The organism is Pseudomonas sp. B21-040 (assembly GCF_024748695.1).
In the GTDB taxonomy this organism is placed as follows: domain Bacteria; phylum Pseudomonadota; class Gammaproteobacteria; order Pseudomonadales; family Pseudomonadaceae; genus Aquipseudomonas.
The window spans coordinates 4,465,975-4,483,146 of the sequence record NZ_CP087176.1; the positions used below are offsets into that span (position 1 = coordinate 4,465,975).

Here is a 17,172-nt window from a genome sequence, read left to right on the forward strand (position 1 = left end):
TTCACGGAGTCTGGCCGAGACGCTCCAGGGCCGCCCGCTGGACGGCCATGTCCTGATCGGTATCAGCGAAACGCTCGGCAATGGTCTGGAACTGGTCGAGGCAATCCAGGAAGGCATCACAGATGTCCGGGTCGAAGTGCGTGCCTCGCCCCTGACGAATAATCTCGACCGCCTGCCCGTGGGGCATCCCCGCTTTATAGACCCGACGGCTGATCAACGCGTCATAGACGTCCGCCACCGCCATCAACCGGGCGCTAATCGGGATGTCGTCACCCGCCAGCCCTTGCGGATAGCCACTGCCGTCCCATTTTTCCTGGTGACTGTAGGCAATTTCCTTGGCCAGGCTGAGAAACTCGGCGCGCATGCCGAGCTGGTCCTCGGCATGCTGTATGGCGTCACGCCCCAGCGTAGTATGTGTCTTCATGATCTCGAACTCTTCCTCGGTATAGCGTCCCGGCTTGAGGAGGATATGGTCGGGGATGCCGATCTTGCCGATGTCGTGCAGCGGCGCCGACTTGAACAACAAGGCGACGGTGTCCTCGGTGAGAAAGTGACTGAAGCGCGGATGGTCACGCAGATGCTCCGCCAGCACCTTGATGTAATGCTGGGTCCGCCGGATATGGTTGCCGGTTTCGTTATCGCGCGTCTCGGCCAGTGAAGCCATGGCCTGGATGGCCACATCCTGGATCGCAATCACCTCGAGGGTCCGGCGCGCTACTTCCTTTTCCAGATAGTCGCTGTGATCACGCAGGAAGTCTGCCGCCGCCTTGAGCTTGAGTTGGGTCTCCACCCGCGCCAGGACCAGCGCCGGCCGGATCGGTTTGGTGATGTAGTCGACAGCCCCCAGTTCCAGGCCATGGATCTCATCTTCGGTGGCGGCCATGGCCGTCAGAAAGATGATCGGAATGTCGCGGGTACGCGGGTCGCGCTTGAGCTGCTGCGCCACTTCATGGCCGGACACCCCGGGCATCATCACGTCAAGCAGGATCAGGTCAGGGAGTGTGTCGCCCTGAAGTATGCGCAAGGCCTTTTCACCGCTATTGGCGGCCTTGACCCGGTAGCGATCCTTGAGCAGATCCGTCATCAGCATCAGGTTATCGGGCGTGTCATCGACCACCAGCAGGGTCGGCGGACTGTAATGACGCTGTTCGACGCTCATGACGGGGGGCTCCCTTGCCGGAAATAGACATCCCGAGGCAACACTTCCACCGCCGCCCCAGCGCAGGAGAGCTTAGCTGCAGTTCTTCAGGGCTGCCCGGCGTCAAGCCGCGTACAAAGATGCTCGATGACCACGCAAGGCGTTGCGCCAACGTCGTGATGCGCCGCTACTTTCCAACCCGAACATTGCAACGCAGCTTGAGCGAGAGGCCATCACCGCTATCCCAGCAGTGCATGCTTGAGCACCGAATCGGTCGTGGTCTGATAATGACTGGCCAGCAACTCGCAAGCCTTGTCGATGTCTTTGGCCAGCGCCGCATCCATCAACTGGCGGTGTTCATGGGGCACATTACGCGCAGTGTAGGGGCCAGGCAGAACGAATGCCTCTGCGGGCTAAAACACACTTAAGCAGTAAAAACACCCACAGCGATCACTTGCCTCAATTTCGGCGCGATGATCTTTACTAAGGGTCGCTGTACGTTATGTAACTTGGCGGCAGCATGACCAGCACCGATTCCATTCGGCCAAAAAGCGAAGAATTGTCCGGAGAAAAAAGAAAATTGCCCATTAACCCATTGATTCGCTTTATCCTCGATCCAAATCCTGGTGAAAAGCCATGCCCTGAACACGGCTGTTGATTGCTCCCCCATGCGCAAACTTTTGTACCTGACCTTTTCCATGGCCATCGTTGCCACCCTGACAACCTACGCCATGTGGGCCGCGGATCGTCCGGTGGGCCATTACCTGTCGGACCTGCGCATCAACCTGGCCATTGATCAAGGCGAACCCGCCGATCGCGGCAATCTGCTGGGCATCCAGCCTGAGCTGTTCCCTACCGACTATCAAAGCCCCGAACGCTTGCATCGCAAACTCGCGGCCTATCTTCAGAAGGCCCTGGATGAGGGCCTGTTGAATGACAAGACCATCGTCGTGCTGCCTGAACATGTCGGCACCTGGCTGATGATCAGCGGTGAAAAAGATGAGCTGTACCAGGCCACCACGCTCCAGGAAGCGATGAACTGGCTGGCGGCGAGCAATCCCCTGAAGTTTGTCCGCGCACTGTTCAGTGCCAACGGCGGCAGCCGTCTCGACGACGCTCATTTGCGGATGAAGGCCAAAGGCATGGCCAAGGATTACCAGGCACTGTTCGGGGGGCTGGCGAAAGAGTTTCATGTGACGCTGGTGGCGGGCACCATCGTGCTGCCGGAGCCCAGCATCATTGACGGTACGCTGAAAATCGGACGCGGTGCGCTGTACAACAGCAGCGTGATATTCGGGCGCGACGGCGTGCCGATCGGCCAACCCCAACGCCAGATGCATCCGGTGTTCGAGGAACATGACGACATCAAGGCCAATGACCTGCAGGCACTCAACGTCATCGATACGCCCGCCGGACGCTTGGGTGTGTTGATCGGCAGCGACAGTTGGTACCCGGAAAACTACCGAAAACTCGATGCTCAGGGCGTGCGACTGGTGGCCGTTCCGGCGTACGTTATCGGGCGCGACACTTGGGATAAACCGTGGCGGGGATACCGAGGGTTGCCGACACCCGAATCCGTCACCCTCAAGGCCGGCGAACTGAGCGAAGGTCAAGCCTGGCATCGCCTGACACTGACAAGCCAATCGCCTTCCAGCCAGGCCATTGCCGGGATGAGCGTGTTCCTGCGCGGCCAGTTCTGGGACAGGGGCAGCGCCGGGCAAAGCTTTCTCAGCAACAACGGTCAACAGTTCGCCGACGGCAATGCCCGCGGCGCGCGGTTGTTGAACCTCTGGTTGTAACCCATGAAACCGCAGCCGATGCGCCTCGGGGATTTGTCGGTGGGCTTCGTCCATAGCCTGGCCGATGCCGTGCACAACCATGGCGTAGATCCTCAACCGTTGCTCGATCAATACGGACTGGATGCGGCCCGACTGGCGGAGCCCGGTGCCCGGCTGTCGATCCCGCGTTACATGCGCCTGGGCCACAGTGCAATTCAACTGACGGATGACCCGGCTCTGGGTTTGCGCATGGGCCAGCTCAGTCGCCTGAGCCAGGCGGGTCTGGCCGGGGTCACGGCCGCCCAGGCGCCTACCGTTCGAGAAGCCGCGCGCTGCCTGATTCGCTTCGAAGCCTTGTACGGCTCTAACTATCGCGGCCAGTCGAGTTTTCATGAAGACGCTCAGGGTGCATGGCTGCGCTTCTATTCCATCACCCCCTACAACGCCTACAACCGCTTCGTGGTGGATTCGATCATCGCCGGCTGGTTGCAGCAGTTGTCCAGCCTGAGCCCTGCCCCGCTGCGCGCAGAGCGCATAGAAATCGAATTCGATGCTCCGGATTATCGCGAGGCGTATGGCCTGCTGGGCGACTGTCCGATCCAGTTTGGCGCCGAGCACAACCAACTGCGCCTGAGCCTGCCCAGCCTCGCCCAACGCAACCCGCAGCATTGCCCGAGTACCTGGCGGCATTTACTGCAACTCTGTGAACGGGAACTGGAACAACTGACCCGCACCCGCAGCCTGCGTGAACGCATCACTCAGTTACTGGGGCCGTTGCTCAATGGTGGTCGGGAACCCGACCTGGAAGAAGTGGCGGCACGCCTGAAGCTGCCCACCTGGACCTTGCGCCGCAAACTCGCCGAGGAAGGCACGCAATTTCGCGCAATTCTCAACGACACGCGTCGCGACCTGGCCATGACCTACATTCGCGATACTGAACTGGCGTTCGGAGAAATCGCTTATCTGCTGGGTTTCGCTTCAGCTGAAGCCTTCCAGCGGGCCTTCAAACGCTGGAATGGTCAGACCCCTGGCGAGTTTCGCCGCAGTCATCGCCAATCCGCTTGACGCTTACAGCTCGGTAGCGTCTTCGGCGGGTTCCAGCGGATCCAGTTCAAACGCCTGGTACTCGAGCAGCTCTTCTTGATAATCGTCCATTTTTGAATCCCCCAGTGCTCGCTTGAAAAATGCCTGAATAAATGACCAACACCCTGAGCATAAAGTGCCCCCGTGAAAGAAAAATGACGCAGGTGCACCGCTCAGCGGCTACTCAATAAAACGTAGCAGGCGGTCAGGAATTTATCACAGGTTTTTTTCGATACAGGCTGTAGGACTACGGCCCGGCTGACGCAGATCAACGTTAAGCGCCTACGGGATCGATGTCGTCTGACCCGACCCCGTAGATAAACGCTTAATGACCAGAGATGGGCATGGCCGGAATCGGCTCGCTAGGTGGCGGCAGGTCCGACTGTGGTGGCGGCGTGACAGCTTCTGCGGTCGGTGCCGGTTCGCTGTTTTGTGCCGGGGTAATCGGAGCGGTTTCGACCGGCGGTGCAACAGGTTCAGAGGCCGTAGGGGCCGGTGCAGGCTCAGCAGCCGGTGCTGGCGCTGGCGTCGGTTCCGCAGGCGTTGGCGCTAACGCTGCAGGCGCCGCTTTGGCTTCAGGCACGCCCAGGTCAGTCTTCGGTTTCTCGACGATGTGTGCGGCTTTCTTCGCTTCCGGTGGCAGGAACAATTCGACCAGCGTGAAAAAACGCTCGTAGAATTTCGCCGACGAAACGGTTTCGCTGGCGACCTTGACCATCGAGTCGTCGGACGAGCCGATCGGCATCGACACCGAGCCCAACACACCGACACCGAGGCTGGCGGAGTTATTGGTCTTCTTCAGCGCGTAACGGTCCTGCAGGGCGTTGGCAAACATGGTCGCGTGGTGCCCGTCGCTGCCATCATCGGCACAGACCACACTGAAACTGATCTCCATGTGGGTTTCGCCAGTCTGCTGGAAACTTTTGTGCCCACTGATCAACTTGGGGTCGCTGCTGGTAATGATGTAACCCTGGCTGAGCAAGGCGCGACGGGCGGCTTCGCAGGTCTGCGCATCGCTCACCGGGTAATTGCGCGAAAAGGTGCCGGAGTCGGAGAAGTTCTCATGCTCATAGATCGCGGCTTTCTTGGACGAGCAGCCGGCAGCAGCAGCGAGCACCAGTGCCAACCCGACGAGGCGCATGGGAATTGATTTAAACATTGAACATCCTGAGGAAAACGGTCCGGGGCGTATTGTGCAACAGATCGATGCTTAGCGGCGTATCGATTAGTGTCTTAAAACAGTTACAAGTGTAAAGACTGCCTTTGACGTAAAAAAGTCGATCCGCATCCACATCGGGCGACGGATAACCGTTTCGCCTTTCCCCTGGCAAAAAAAACCCCGGCCTTTCGGCCAGGGTCTTTTTGCAGCAAAGAGCTAATCAGGCATCAGTAACGCTTGATGTCAGCTTCACTTTCCAACTGCTTGCGGTAAGCCGCGAAGTCCTGCTGGCCAATGCGCGAGGCGAGGAAGCGACGGTACTGAGCCTTCTCTTCATCGGTCGGCGCAGCCGCTTCGTTCACGTTATTCAAGCGCACGATCACCAGGCTACCATCGGCCAGGGTCACGCTGCTGAAGGACGGCTTATCCTTGGCGGCTGGTTTTGGCATCCGGAACAGCGCTTGCAGCACAGTTGGGTCAACCCCTTCCTGAGCGCGGGTCGCTGCTTCGATCACTTTCCAGTTCTGGCCTTCAATGGCTTTGTCCAGCGGGGTCTTGCCGTCGCGCAGGCTGGCAATCAGCTGTTCAGCCTTGGTCTTGGCGGCAGAGCTGGCGTGCTCCTTGGCCAATTGCGTGCGAATGGCGACATTCACGCTTTCCAGCGGCAATTGTGCAGGCTTGAGGTGTTCCTTGGCGCGCAGCACGATCACGGTTTCCGGATCGAGCTCGATGGCGGTGCTGTTGGCACCTTCATCCAGCACTTCAGGACTGAACGCAGCGGTGATCACGGCACGGTTGGCTGCAATCCCCTCACCGCCTTCACGACCAAACGGCTTGGAGGTGTGAACAGTCAGCTTCAGGTCTTGTGCTGGCTGGGCCAGATCGGACGCTTCGAACGAGGCATCTTCCAATTGTTTGGTCGCCTCGACGAACCGCTGCTCCACTTGCTGGGCTTTCAGCTCACGGGTCAGCTTGTCTTTCAGGCTGGCAAACGTTGGCACTTCAGGTGCTTCCACACCCAACAGCTTGATCAGGTGGAAACCGAAGTCAGTACGAACTGGCTCGGAGACTTGATCCTTGTTCAGCGAATACAGGGCTTTTTCGAAGACCGGGTCGTAGACACCTGGACCTGCGTAGCCAAGGTCGCCGCCATTGTTGGCCGAACCCGGGTCCTGGGAGAACTCTTTGGCCAAGGCCTCGAATTTCTCACCTTTGGCCAGGCGCGCCTGCACTTCTTCGATCTTGGCCTTGGCTTGCGCCTCGGTCATCTTGTCGTTCACTTCGATCAGAATGTGCGCAGCCCGACGCTGTTCGGACAGGTTCGCGATTTCTTTCTGATACGCCGCTTGCAGGTCTTCGTCCTTGACGCTGACTTGATCAAAGAAGGAAGCCTTCTTCAATTCCAGGTAATCGATGACCACCTGATCCGGCGTCATGAACTCCTTGGCGTGTTCGTCGTAGTAGGCTTTGACTTCATCGTCGGTCAGCTTCACAGCCGCCGGGTCAACCTTGACGTTCAGGGAGGCGAAATCGCGGGTCTGTTTTTCCAGACGAGCGAAGGCCAGCACCTGGGCGTCGGTGACGAATCCGCTACCTGCCAGGCCCGCACGCAGCTGACCAATCAGCATTTCCTGAGCCAGCATCTGGCGGAACTGCATACGGCTGTAACCGAGCTGACGGATCACCTGATCGAAACGCTCAGGGCTGAACTTGCCGTCGACCTGGAATTCAGGCGTCTGCAGGATCACTTGGTCCAGGGCGCCTTCGGAGAAAGCGAATTTCGAGTTCTGTGCGCCTTGCAGCAGCAATTTTCGGTCGATCAAGCCTTTGAGGGCCGATTCGCGCAGCATTTTTTCATCCAGCAAGGAAGCGTCGAAATCCTTGCCCAGCTGTTGCATGAGCTGACGGCGTTGCATATCAACCGCTTGGCTCAGCTCGTTCTGGCTGATTTCTTCGCCATTGACCTTGGCCGCATCATTGCTGTGCGTGGTGGCCTTGAAAATGGCATCGAAACCGGTCAAAGCCATCAATGCAACGACGACCCCGATGATGGTCTTGGCAATCCAGCCTTGTGAATTGTCCCTGATATTCTGCAGCATGCGTCCCCCAGAAACGGTTGAACTTCAAAAATTAGGCAACCGTGGAGCGTGGGTAGAATCCGGATAGAAGAAAGGCGCATCCGGGGATGCGCCTTCTCGTAACTGGCGGAGCGGACCGAGGGTTCGAACTTGCGACCCTCAGTGTCTCAGACCGGCATTCGCCGGCTGGACTACCGCTCCGCTGCCAGGTCAGGCATGACCCCGACCCGGATAGGCAAAAACCTGAATCGAACTTAGTTGACAGCTTCTTTCAGTGCTTTACCGGCTTTGAAACCTGGTTTTTTGGCTGCCGCGATTTCCAGTGTCTTACCGGTCTGTGGGTTACGACCAATGCGAGCTGGACGATCAGTTACGGAGAAAGTACCGAAACCAACCAGAACAACGGAGTCGCCAGCCTTGAGAGCGCCAGTGACGGATTCGATTACTGCGTCCAGCGCACGGCCAGCAGCAGCTTTCGGGATATCAGCGGATGCAGCGATAGCATCAATCAGTTCCGACTTGTTCACTCTAAGTCCCCTTATATCTATCTATTTGAGTATGATTCTAAGTTTTTTTGGTGAAAGCAAAAACGTGTGCTGAATGGCCTACAGACACTTAAGAGCCGCTTTATAACAAGGGCTCTAAAAAGCTGTCAAGGAAGCCACCCGGCCAAATGCGTACTAATGCGTGCTAATTCTTTCCTTAGAGTCAGACTCGCGCTTTTCATCCTTTGCAACTATCTCAGGAGCCACATCAGGCAGGGGCTCCGGCGCGTATTGCAGCGCAATTTGCAGGACCTCGTCAATCCATTTAACCGGTTTAATCTGCAGATCTTGCTTGATATTGTCAGGAATTTCCTTCAGATCGCGTACGTTCTCTTCAGGAATGATCACTGTCTTGATTCCGCCACGGTGAGCGGCCAGCAGTTTTTCTTTCAAACCACCAATGGCCAGCACCTGACCACGCAGGGTGATTTCACCCGTCATGGCGACGTCCGCACGCACCGGGATCCCGGTCAGTGCCGATACCAGGGCCGTGCACATGCCTACGCCAGCGCTAGGACCGTCTTTCGGGGTCGCCCCTTCCGGCATGTGAATATGCGTGTCGCGCTTCTCGTGGAAGTCCAGGGGGATCCCCAGGCTCTTCGCACGACTACGAACCACGGTCAACGCTGCAGTGATCGATTCGACCATCACATCACCCAGGGAACCGGTCTTGATCAATTGACCTTTACCCGGGACCACGGCGGCTTCAATGGTCAGCAGCTCGCCACCCACTTGAGTCCATGCCAGCCCGGTCACTTGACCGATCTGATCCTGCGACTCAGCCAGGCCGTAGCGGAATTTACGCACGCCCAGGAAGTGTTCGAGCATCTCGGCAGTGACCTTCACCGAGAAGCGTTTTTCCATCGCATGCTCTTTGACCGCCTTGCGGCAAACCTTGGCAATCTGGCGCTCCAGCCCACGCACACCGGCTTCGCGGGTGTAGTAACGGATGATGTCGCGGATCGCTTCGGCGTCGAATTCCAGCTCGCCTTTCTTCAAGCCGTTGGCAGTGATCTGCTTCGGCGAGAGGTATTTGACGGCGATGTTGATTTTCTCGTCTTCGGTGTAGCCCGGCAGACGAATCACTTCCATCCGGTCCAGCAATGCCGGCGGGATGTTCATGGAGTTCGAGGTGCACAGGAACATCACATCGGACAGGTCGTAGTCGACTTCCAGGTAGTGATCGTTGAAGTTGTGGTTCTGCTCGGGGTCGAGCACTTCCAGCAACGCCGACGCCGGATCGCCACGCATGTCGCTGCCCATCTTGTCGATTTCATCAAGCAGGAACAGCGGGTTGCGGACGCCCACCTTTGTCATCTTTTGAATCAATCTTCCTGGCATCGAACCGATGTAAGTACGGCGATGGCCACGAATTTCAGCCTCATCACGCACACCACCAAGGGCCATGCGCACGAATTTGCGGTTGGTGGCGTGGGCAATCGACTCCGCCAGCGAGGTTTTACCCACGCCCGGAGGACCGACCAGGCACAACACCGGGCCACGAATTTTCTTCACGCGTTTTTGCACGGCGAGGTATTCGAGGATCCGCTCTTTGACTTCTTCCAGACCGTAGTGGTCGGCGTCGAGAATGTCCTCGGCGCGCGCAAGGTCCAGACGGACTTTGCTCTGTGCCTTCCACGGCACCTGAACCAGCCAGTCGATATACGAACGCACCACGGTCGCTTCCGCAGACATTGGCGACATTTGCTTTAGTTTGTTCAGTTCAGCCTGGGCTTTGGCCAAGGCATCTTTAGGCAGGCCAGCGGCATCGATGCGCTTTTTCAGCTCTTCGATTTCGTTGTGGCCTTCGTCGCTGTCGCCGAGCTCCTTCTGAATGGCCTTCATCTGCTCATTCAGGTAGTACTCGCGCTGACTGCGCTCCATTTGCTTTTTGACGCGACCACGAATGCGTTTTTCAACTTGCAGCAGGTCAATCTCGGCATCCAGCAGCGCCAGAACGTGCTCGACACGGGCCGACAAATCGATGATTTCGAGAATTTCCTGCTTCTGCTCGATCTTCAGGGCCATGTGCGCGGCCATGGTGTCGACCAGGCGGCCTGGCTCGTCGATGCTGTTGAGCGACGACAGCACTTCAGCCGGGACTTTCTTGCCCAACTGTACATATTGTTCGAACTGAGCCAGCAGGCTGCGAACAAAGACTTCCGACTCGCGCTCAGGCGCGTCGACTTCATCGATCAGCGAGACTTCGGCACGACAGTGGCCGTCCACTTCGCTGAAGCGCTCCACGGCGCCCCGCTGCTCGCCTTCGACCAAAACCTTGACCGTGCCGTCAGGCAGCTTGAGCAGCTGTAGAACGGTTGCAATAGTACCTACGCGATAAAGTGCATCTTCACCGGGATCGTCGTCAGCAGGGTTTCTCTGAGCCAGCAGAAGGATCTGCTTGTCGCCCGTCATCGCTGCCTCGAGGGCTTCGATGGATTTCTCGCGCCCCACGAACAGCGGGATAACCATGTGCGGATAAACCACAACATCACGCAATGGCAGGAGAGGCAATTCGATGGTTGTCTTCATGATTTCGCCTCTACGGCGGCCATAAGGCCGTAAACAGATGGAAGTAAGCTTGAAACCAAGATGGGGGCTGCTCTGGAAAAAAACAAGCGGATAAAAGCAGTAAAAGATCGCAACCTTAGGAAGCTAAGGGAATGGATGGTTGTCAGGCCGCTTTCGCTGCGGTGCGGCGATCCGACAATCCAGCGCCCACAATAGCAAAGGGGCCCGAAGGCCCCTTCTTTGTTCCGGCTGCATGACGCTTAAGCGTCTGGCGCGGCCTTGGCAGCAGGCTCACTGTTTTCGTAGATATACAGTGGCTTGGACTTGCCTTCTATAACGCTTTCGTCGATCACTACTTTACTCACCTCGGACTGCGAGGGGATTTCATACATAGTGTCGAGCAATACACCTTCGAGAATCGAACGCAGTCCACGGGCACCGGTCTTGCGTTCCAGGGCACGTTTGGCGACCGATTTCAGTGCGTCGGCCCGGAATTCCAGGTCCACGCCTTCCATCTCGAACAACTTGGCGTACTGCTTGGTCAGAGCATTTTTCGGCTCGGTGAGGATCTGCATCAGCGCAGCCTCATCAAGCTCGTCCAGCGTGGCAAGTACCGGCAGACGACCGACGAATTCCGGGATCAGACCGAACTTGACCAGATCGTCAGGCTCGACTTCACGCAGGGACTCACCGACTTTCTTGCCTTCTTCCTTGCTGCGCACTTCTGCGTTGAAACCGATGCCGCCCTTGGTGGAACGGTTTTGAATAACCTTTTCCAGACCAGAGAACGCACCACCGCAGATGAACAGGATGTTACGGGTGTCGACCTGAAGGAATTCCTGCTGCGGATGCTTGCGGCCACCTTGCGGCGGAACGGAAGCGACCGTGCCTTCGATCAACTTGAGCAGGGCCTGCTGCACGCCCTCACCGGAAACGTCCCGGGTGATCGACGGATTGTCAGACTTGCGCGAGATCTTGTCGATCTCATCAATGTAGACAATGCCCATCTGGGCTTTTTCTACGTCGTAATCGCACTTCTGCAGCAGCTTCTGAATGATGTTCTCGACATCTTCACCCACATAACCCGCCTCGGTGAGGGTGGTTGCGTCGGCGATGGTGAACGGAACGTTCAGCAAGCGGGCCAGTGTTTCGGCAAGCAGGGTTTTACCCGAGCCTGTCGGGCCGATCAGCAAGATGTTGCTCTTGCCAAGCTCGACGTCGTCATTCTTTTTGTCACGCTGGTTCAGGCGCTTGTAGTGGTTGTACACCGCTACGGCCAGAACCTTTTTCGCACGCTCCTGACCAATCACGTACTGATCAAGGATGCCGCTGATTTCTTTAGGCGAAGGCAATTTATGCGCGCTGCTTTCGGCCTGGGCTTCCTGCACCTCCTCACGGATGATGTCATTGCACAGGTCGACGCACTCGTCGCAGATAAAGACCGAGGGGCCGGCAATCAATTTGCGTACTTCATGCTGGCTTTTGCCACAGAAGGAGCAATAGAGCAGCTTGCCGTTGTCCTCGCCGTTGCGGGTGTCAGTCATTCGTTCGATCCAAATCCGATAGGCTTGCAACACAAGATGAAGGCTATTGCGGGCTTTTTCAAGCCCGCTGGTGATCGGACGAGCCGACCAACCCTATTTTGAGTTGCTTATATTAAGCGGGGCGCTGGCTGATCACTTCATCGATCAACCCGTACTCACGTGCAGCGTCTGCACTCATGAAATTATCGCGGTTGGTATCGCGCTCGATTTCCTCAAGCGTGCGCCCGCTGTGCTTGGCCATCAGCGTGTTGAGACGCTCACGAATGAAGAGGATTTCCTTGGCATGGATTTCGATATCCGAAGCCTGGCCCTGGAAACCGCCCAGTGGCTGGTGAATCATCACACGCGAGTTCGGCAGGCAGTAACGCTTGCCCTGGGCACCGGCGGTCAACAGGAACGCGCCCATGCTGCACGCCTGACCGATACAGGTGGTCGACACGTTTGGCTTGATGAACTGCATGGTGTCGTAGATCGACATGCCAGCCGTCACCGAACCGCCCGGGGAGTTGATATAGAGATGGATGTCCTTGTCCGGGTTTTCCGCTTCAAGGAACAGCAATTGCGCACAGATCAGGTTGGCCATGTAGTCCTCTACCGGGCCAACCAGAAAGATCACTCGCTCCTTGAGGAGGCGCGAGTAGATGTCGTAGGCGCGCTCGCCACGAGCGGACTGCTCGACAACCATCGGGACCAGGCCGCCTGCGGCCTGGATATCAGAGTTCTGCTGAATATACGAATTACGGAACATGCTCTGCAGTCACTCCCAAATAGTTATGTCTTGAATACGCATAAGCCAGCACGAAGGCTGGCTTATGGTGTGTACTTCTTATCGCAAAAACGATCAGTCGGCTTGTGGAGCTTCTACCGGCTTGACTGCTTCTTCGTAAGAGACCGATTTGTCGGTCACACTAGCCTTCTGCAGAACAGTATCCACAACTTGTTCTTCCAGCACAACCGAACGGACTTCGTTCAGTTGCTGCTCGTTCTTGTAGTACCAGGACACGACTTGCTCAGGCTCTTGGTAGGCCGAAGCCATTTCCTGAATCATCTCGCGAACGCGGGCTTCGTCAGGCTTGAGGTCGAATTGCTTGACCACTTCAGCAACGATCAGGCCCAGTACTACGCGGCGCTTGGCTTGTTCTTCGAACAGCTCGGCCGGCAGTTGGTCCGGCTTGATGTTGCCGCCGAACTGCTGAACAGCCTGCACGCGCAGACGGTCAACTTCGTTGGACAGCAGAGCCTTAGGCACTTCGATCGGGTTGGTGGCCAGCAGACCGTCCATTACCTGATTCTTGACCTTGGATTTAATCGCCTGGCGCAGTTCGCGCTCCATGTTCTTGCGAACTTCGGTGCGGAAGCCTTCCAGACCGGTTTCCTTGATGCCGAATTGTGCGAAGAATTCTTCGGTCAGCTCTGGCAGTTTTGGCTCGGAAACGGTGTTGACAGTCACGGTGAACTCGGCGGTTTTGCCAGCCAGGTCCAGGTTCTGGTAGTCCTCAGGGAAGGTCAGGTTCAGAACACGCTCTTCGCCGGCTTTAGCGCCAACCAGACCGTCTTCGAAACCAGGGATCATGCGACCCGAACCCAGCACCAGCTGAGTGCCCTTGGCGGAACCGCCAGCGAACACTTCACCGTCAACTTTGCCGACGAAATCGATGTTCAGTTGGTCTTCGCTCTGGGCAGCGCGATCGGCCACTTCGAAACGGGTGTTCTGCTTGCGCAGGATTTCCAGCATTTTGTCCAGATCGGCATCAGCCACGTCAGCGCTCAGGCGCTCTACGGTGATACCTTCGAAACCGGCAACAGTGAACTCAGGGAACACTTCGAATACAGCAACGTATTCCAGGTCCTTGCCCGCTTCCAGGGACTTAGGCTCGATCGAAGGCTGACCAGCCGGGTTCAGCTTCTGCTCAACCACAGCTTCGTAGAAGGAAGACTGGATCACATCGCCTACAGCTTCCTGGCGAGCGTCAGCACCGAAACGGCGCTTGATTTCGCTCATTGGCACTTTGCCTGGACGGAAGCCAGCAATCTTGGCCTTTTGGGCAGTCTGCTGCAGACGCTTGTTGACCTGGCTCTCAATGCGCTCAGCCGGCACGGTGACGCTCATGCGGCGCTCAAGAGCAGTAGTATTTTCAACAGAAACTTGCATGGATATTCCTCGTTGCACAGACGTTAGCCGGCCGTTTCCGACCCCAGAATGTCGGGTAGAGATGGGCCATTACTGGCCCACCTCCCCCTAAGAACCGTACGTGCGAGTTTCCCCGCATACGGCTCGGGCCTAATCAAAACCCCCGGTAAGGGGAGCCGGTTTGTTCACTGTCAATCCGCGAGCGTGTAGCCGCTGGTGACAAAGGGGGTGCAATAGTACCCGGTTATTTAGGGAGTCTCCACCGCCTTTTGTGCGGTACAGAATGTGGTGATCATGCCACCCCGTCTCCTTCGTAATCGGTAACTTACACATTGGACACAATCCTTTCTGACTCTGGAAAAGGCTCAAGATTTGCTTACGGTACGCCAGCCTTTTGAGCATCTGTTCCATACGCCTTTTCTCACCCATTTCCTCCATAGAAGGGTCGAAGGGGTTGTACTCCCCACTCACCTTCTTGTGTCGTTCGATTGGAGTGCTCGCTAGCGAGTACAGCTCGATCGTTCGCATCTCTCCCTTGTCATTCATCGTCGCGGTGGCAAACACCCCTGTCCGCCCCTTCATGGGTCTAAAGTATTTCGCTCCGATCCACTGGAGCGTTTTCTTAGGGTGTCGCCGTTTCGCCCAACGCCATAAAGCCAGAAAGATCATGTGATCCATGCGGCTATACGCTTTCTTGGCGACTACTGGCTGGTGATAAAACGCCCAACCACGCAGTATCGGATTCAGCTGTCGGATCAGATCCTCCTGCCTTACCGTCTTGCTGGTGCTGATAACCCCCCTTACCTTGCTATAGAACGCTTTCACGTTTTTCTTGCTTGGCTTGATCAGAAGTTTCCCATCGTACTTGCGGAAATTCCAACCTAGAAAGTCAAAGCCTTCCTTTATATGGATGACACGCGTCTTCTCGAGTGACAACTGCAGCCCTCGTACCGCTAGGAACTGCTCTACCCAAGGTCTGACTTCAGTTTCCAGCACCTCTCGCGAGGTTCCAGTTATCACAAAGTCATCCGCATAACGCACCACATTGATTTTCAGCTTCTTGGCCTTTGTCACCCCCCAGTACAGCTTGAGTTGTGATTCCAGCCCATCCAGCACCAAATTTGCCAAGGTGGGCGAGATAATCCCGCCCTGTGGCGTACCGGCATCCGTTGCCTGTAGCTGGCCTTTATGAATCACACCAGCTTTCAACCATTTCCGGAGAACCACCTTGTCCGTTGGGACGTTGGCGATTAGCCAATCATGATTGATATGGTCAAAGCAGCCTTTGATGTCCGCCTCCAAAACCCATTGGGCCGAAACCTTCTTGGATAGGCAAACGAACAGCTGCCCCATCGCATCCGCCGTAGCACGTTCGATCCTGAAGCCGTAGCTATTTGGATCACCTGTGGTTTCTGCAATGGGCGCCAGAGCAAGCAAATACAACGCCTGCATTGCCCTGTCCGTCATGGTCGGGATGCCCAGAGGACGCTCCTTTCCATTTGACTTCGGAATAAACACACGCCGTAAAGGCCGCGGCTTATATCCGTGGCGCTTCAACCCATTTGCCGCCTTCCATTTGGCATCGGGTGTATCCCAGAGCACGCGGTCGACTCCCGCCGTGCGCTTACCCTGGTTTTCAGTGACTCGCCGTACGGCCAAGTATCTGGCCGAGCGTGAGCGGGTCAACATCCGTTGCAGGGCTTTCACCCTGCGCCAGTTGCCTTCCCGACAAGCCTTCGCAATCCGTATCTGCATCGCCCGGACATTCCGCTGGACACGCCACCAATCGATGTCATGCCAGTGCTGCGGAGCGCCGGAAGGCGCAGACACGGCCATTTGGCTATGTTCTAACATGCTGCCTTCCTCTCAAGTTTCCCCAAGCGAAAGACGTACGCATCCCCTGACGGGAATGGACGCTCCCGTCAGGGCTAGATTAATGAAAGGTCCGTTACAGCTGGACCTCTACGTTCATTGAGACAGGTTTACTCAGAGTTCATGCGACGAAAGACCACGCAGAAGTCTGCCCGGTTTCCCGCGGGGTAATGTCCCAACCCCTATCCGAGCCATTACAGCCCGGCTTTCGCTTTCTCTGCGATCCCATACCCGCACAGCCAACAGCTCACCTTACGGATCACCTGCCCGAAGGCAGCCATACGGGCTTACCACGTTCCCTGCCTGTCACACGACTGGGTTAGAGTCTGCCTATTCGCCGGCGACCTTATGTGACGACGTGTTCCGACCCTTGACCAGAACAACCGGTCGCATCACCTTTTTGGTTAATGCCTATCAGCAGATTAGGCACCGTAATGCTGACGACGTTTATTAGCAGTTCACTTGTGTTACCCATACCAGCCAGCCTAGCGCCTCAACCCGGTACTGCTCCGAGCATCTGCGCTCCGCCTCACGGCGAAGACGCACCCATACGGGGGCTACATTGTTGGAAGAGCTTCACACCCCACCGTTACCAGTGACGCATGTCTTCCTAGGCTATCGTTGGTCGCACAACGAGTCCGCTGCCACTCCAAACAGGCAATGGTTGGACAATGACAGACAGAGCTTTCGCTCATGTCTCCGGTTTGATGTGAGCAGGGACTGCCGAGGCAGCATGCCCAAAGAATTGTTACCTCCTGTTTCAAAAGCAGGAGGGAACCCCAGCGGGGATTCTCTCCCGCATGGGTTTAGCCCTGAATAGGACTGATGTGTAGTAGGCACTCCAATACCGGAAAATCCAGTACTGCGGTCGAGCCACCGAGCGCTAATCGACCTTGAGTTTGCCACCGCCGCTGCGGCAAGTCCTTGAAGGCATTGGACTTCTGGGAGGGTTTTGTTTCTTGGGGTTGGGTACCCAAGCTCTCGGCTCTCTTTCGAAAACCCTTCAAGATGACTCTACACCTCGAAGTTTAGGAGACACGCCACGCGTGTCGCACCAAGGGCATGCATTCTAGTGGGTCAAACTCAAGAAGTCACCCTACTGAAAACGGGTAAAAACGCAGCAGGCAATTTATAGGTGCGAATGCACGAATGCACCTCGCCCCGATGGCAAATACAGCCAATTACGCCAGGGCTCTGCGCCAACCCTTCTATATATAGAAGAGGCTGCCAATCATCTCCCTGACAGCCGATCTTGCAAGCAAGGTCGGCGGGCAGCGCGGCATCATCGAGAAACAAAAATACGACGAAACGCCCCACCCCTGCGACCCAGAAC

General features: G+C 56.7%; 13 protein-coding genes. 3 read left to right on the forward strand and 10 right to left on the reverse strand.

Annotated features, from left to right (window positions below):
* Nucleotide 1: 1 nt before the first annotated feature.
* Nucleotides 2–1,159: an HD-GYP domain-containing protein gene (locus tag LOY55_RS20395; RefSeq protein ID WP_223522527.1), complete on the reverse strand. Its 1,158-nt coding sequence runs from the start codon at nucleotides 1,157–1,159 to the stop codon at nucleotides 2–4.
* Nucleotides 1,160–1,377: 218 nt separating this feature from the next.
* Nucleotides 1,378–1,506, reverse strand: coding sequence for a hypothetical protein (locus tag LOY55_RS20400; RefSeq protein WP_258666518.1), 129 nt, complete (start codon nucleotides 1,504–1,506; stop codon nucleotides 1,378–1,380).
* 152 nt (nucleotides 1,507–1,658) lie between these two features.
* On the opposite strand from LOY55_RS20400, the gene LOY55_RS20405 reads away from it, so the two are divergent.
* The 3 genes from LOY55_RS20405 to LOY55_RS20415 are packed head-to-tail and all read left to right on the forward strand — an operon-like array spanning nucleotide 1,659 to nucleotide 3,981.
* On the forward strand, nucleotides 1,659–1,796 hold the full coding sequence (locus LOY55_RS20405) for a hypothetical protein (protein ID WP_158283926.1): 138 nt from the start codon (nucleotides 1,659–1,661) through the stop codon (nucleotides 1,794–1,796).
* A 10-nt stretch (nucleotides 1,797–1,806) separates the two neighbouring features.
* Nucleotides 1,807–2,937, forward strand: coding sequence for a nitrilase-related carbon-nitrogen hydrolase (locus tag LOY55_RS20410; protein ID WP_223522526.1), 1,131 nt, complete (start codon nucleotides 1,807–1,809; stop codon nucleotides 2,935–2,937).
* A gap of 3 nt (nucleotides 2,938–2,940) precedes the next feature.
* Nucleotides 2,941–3,981, forward strand: coding sequence for an AraC family transcriptional regulator (locus LOY55_RS20415; RefSeq protein ID WP_223522525.1), 1,041 nt, complete (start codon nucleotides 2,941–2,943; stop codon nucleotides 3,979–3,981).
* Between the two features lie 343 nt (nucleotides 3,982–4,324).
* Here the strand turns inward: LOY55_RS20415 and LOY55_RS20420 are convergent, their stop codons facing one another.
* The 8 genes from LOY55_RS20420 to ltrA form a co-directional block, all read right to left on the reverse strand.
* A complete protein-coding gene (locus LOY55_RS20420; RefSeq protein WP_046032562.1) occupies nucleotides 4,325–5,158 on the reverse strand; it encodes a DUF2242 domain-containing protein in 834 nt (277 codons plus the stop codon).
* A 227-nt stretch (nucleotides 5,159–5,385) separates the two neighbouring features.
* On the reverse strand, nucleotides 5,386–7,257 hold the full coding sequence (locus LOY55_RS20425) for a SurA N-terminal domain-containing protein (RefSeq protein WP_046032563.1): 1,872 nt from the start codon (nucleotides 7,255–7,257) through the stop codon (nucleotides 5,386–5,388).
* Nucleotides 7,258–7,490: 233 nt separating this feature from the next.
* Nucleotides 7,491–7,763, reverse strand: a complete 273-nt coding sequence (locus LOY55_RS20430; protein ID WP_002552737.1) for an HU family DNA-binding protein — start codon at nucleotides 7,761–7,763, stop codon at nucleotides 7,491–7,493.
* 153 nt (nucleotides 7,764–7,916) lie between these two features.
* Nucleotides 7,917–10,313 (reverse strand): endopeptidase La, encoded by a 2,397-nt coding sequence (gene lon / locus LOY55_RS20435; RefSeq protein WP_046032564.1) that lies wholly within the window; start codon nucleotides 10,311–10,313, stop codon nucleotides 7,917–7,919.
* Nucleotides 10,314–10,552: 239 nt separating this feature from the next.
* Nucleotides 10,553–11,836: an ATP-dependent Clp protease ATP-binding subunit ClpX gene (gene clpX / locus LOY55_RS20440; protein WP_007946893.1), complete on the reverse strand. Its 1,284-nt coding sequence runs from the start codon at nucleotides 11,834–11,836 to the stop codon at nucleotides 10,553–10,555.
* A 112-nt stretch (nucleotides 11,837–11,948) separates the two neighbouring features.
* Nucleotides 11,949–12,584: an ATP-dependent Clp endopeptidase proteolytic subunit ClpP gene (gene clpP, locus LOY55_RS20445; protein WP_015094302.1), complete on the reverse strand. Its 636-nt coding sequence runs from the start codon at nucleotides 12,582–12,584 to the stop codon at nucleotides 11,949–11,951.
* Nucleotides 12,585–12,677: 93 nt separating this feature from the next.
* Nucleotides 12,678–13,988, reverse strand: a complete 1,311-nt coding sequence (tig, locus tag LOY55_RS20450; RefSeq protein WP_223522524.1) for a trigger factor — start codon at nucleotides 13,986–13,988, stop codon at nucleotides 12,678–12,680.
* Between the two features lie 129 nt (nucleotides 13,989–14,117).
* A complete protein-coding gene (gene ltrA / locus LOY55_RS20455; protein WP_258666523.1) occupies nucleotides 14,118–15,821 on the reverse strand; it encodes a group II intron reverse transcriptase/maturase in 1,704 nt (567 codons plus the stop codon).
* Between the last annotated feature and the right edge of the window lie 1,351 nt (nucleotides 15,822–17,172).

Bases quoted from the DNA above. Each gene is read 5' to 3' on its own strand.
- LOY55_RS20395 (WP_223522527.1), bottom strand. From the start codon at position 1,159: ATGAGCGTCGAACAGCGTCATTACAGTCCGCCGACCCTGCTGGTGGTC.
- LOY55_RS20405 (WP_158283926.1), top strand. From the start codon at position 1,659: ATGACCAGCACCGATTCCATTCGGCCAAAAAGCGAAGAATTGTCCGGA.
- LOY55_RS20410 (WP_223522526.1), top strand. From the start codon at position 1,807: ATGCGCAAACTTTTGTACCTGACCTTTTCCATGGCCATCGTTGCCACC.
- LOY55_RS20415 (WP_223522525.1), top strand. From the start codon at position 2,941: ATGAAACCGCAGCCGATGCGCCTCGGGGATTTGTCGGTGGGCTTCGTC.
- LOY55_RS20420 (WP_046032562.1), bottom strand. From the start codon at position 5,158: ATGTTTAAATCAATTCCCATGCGCCTCGTCGGGTTGGCACTGGTGCTC.
- LOY55_RS20425 (WP_046032563.1), bottom strand. From the start codon at position 7,257: ATGCTGCAGAATATCAGGGACAATTCACAAGGCTGGATTGCCAAGACC.
- lon (WP_046032564.1), bottom strand. From the start codon at position 10,313: ATGAAGACAACCATCGAATTGCCTCTCCTGCCATTGCGTGATGTTGTG.
- clpX (WP_007946893.1), bottom strand. From the start codon at position 11,836: ATGACTGACACCCGCAACGGCGAGGACAACGGCAAGCTGCTCTATTGC.
- clpP (WP_015094302.1), bottom strand. From the start codon at position 12,584: ATGTTCCGTAATTCGTATATTCAGCAGAACTCTGATATCCAGGCCGCA.
- tig (WP_223522524.1), bottom strand. From the start codon at position 13,988: ATGCAAGTTTCTGTTGAAAATACTACTGCTCTTGAGCGCCGCATGAGC.
- ltrA (WP_258666523.1), bottom strand. From the start codon at position 15,821: ATGTTAGAACATAGCCAAATGGCCGTGTCTGCGCCTTCCGGCGCTCCG.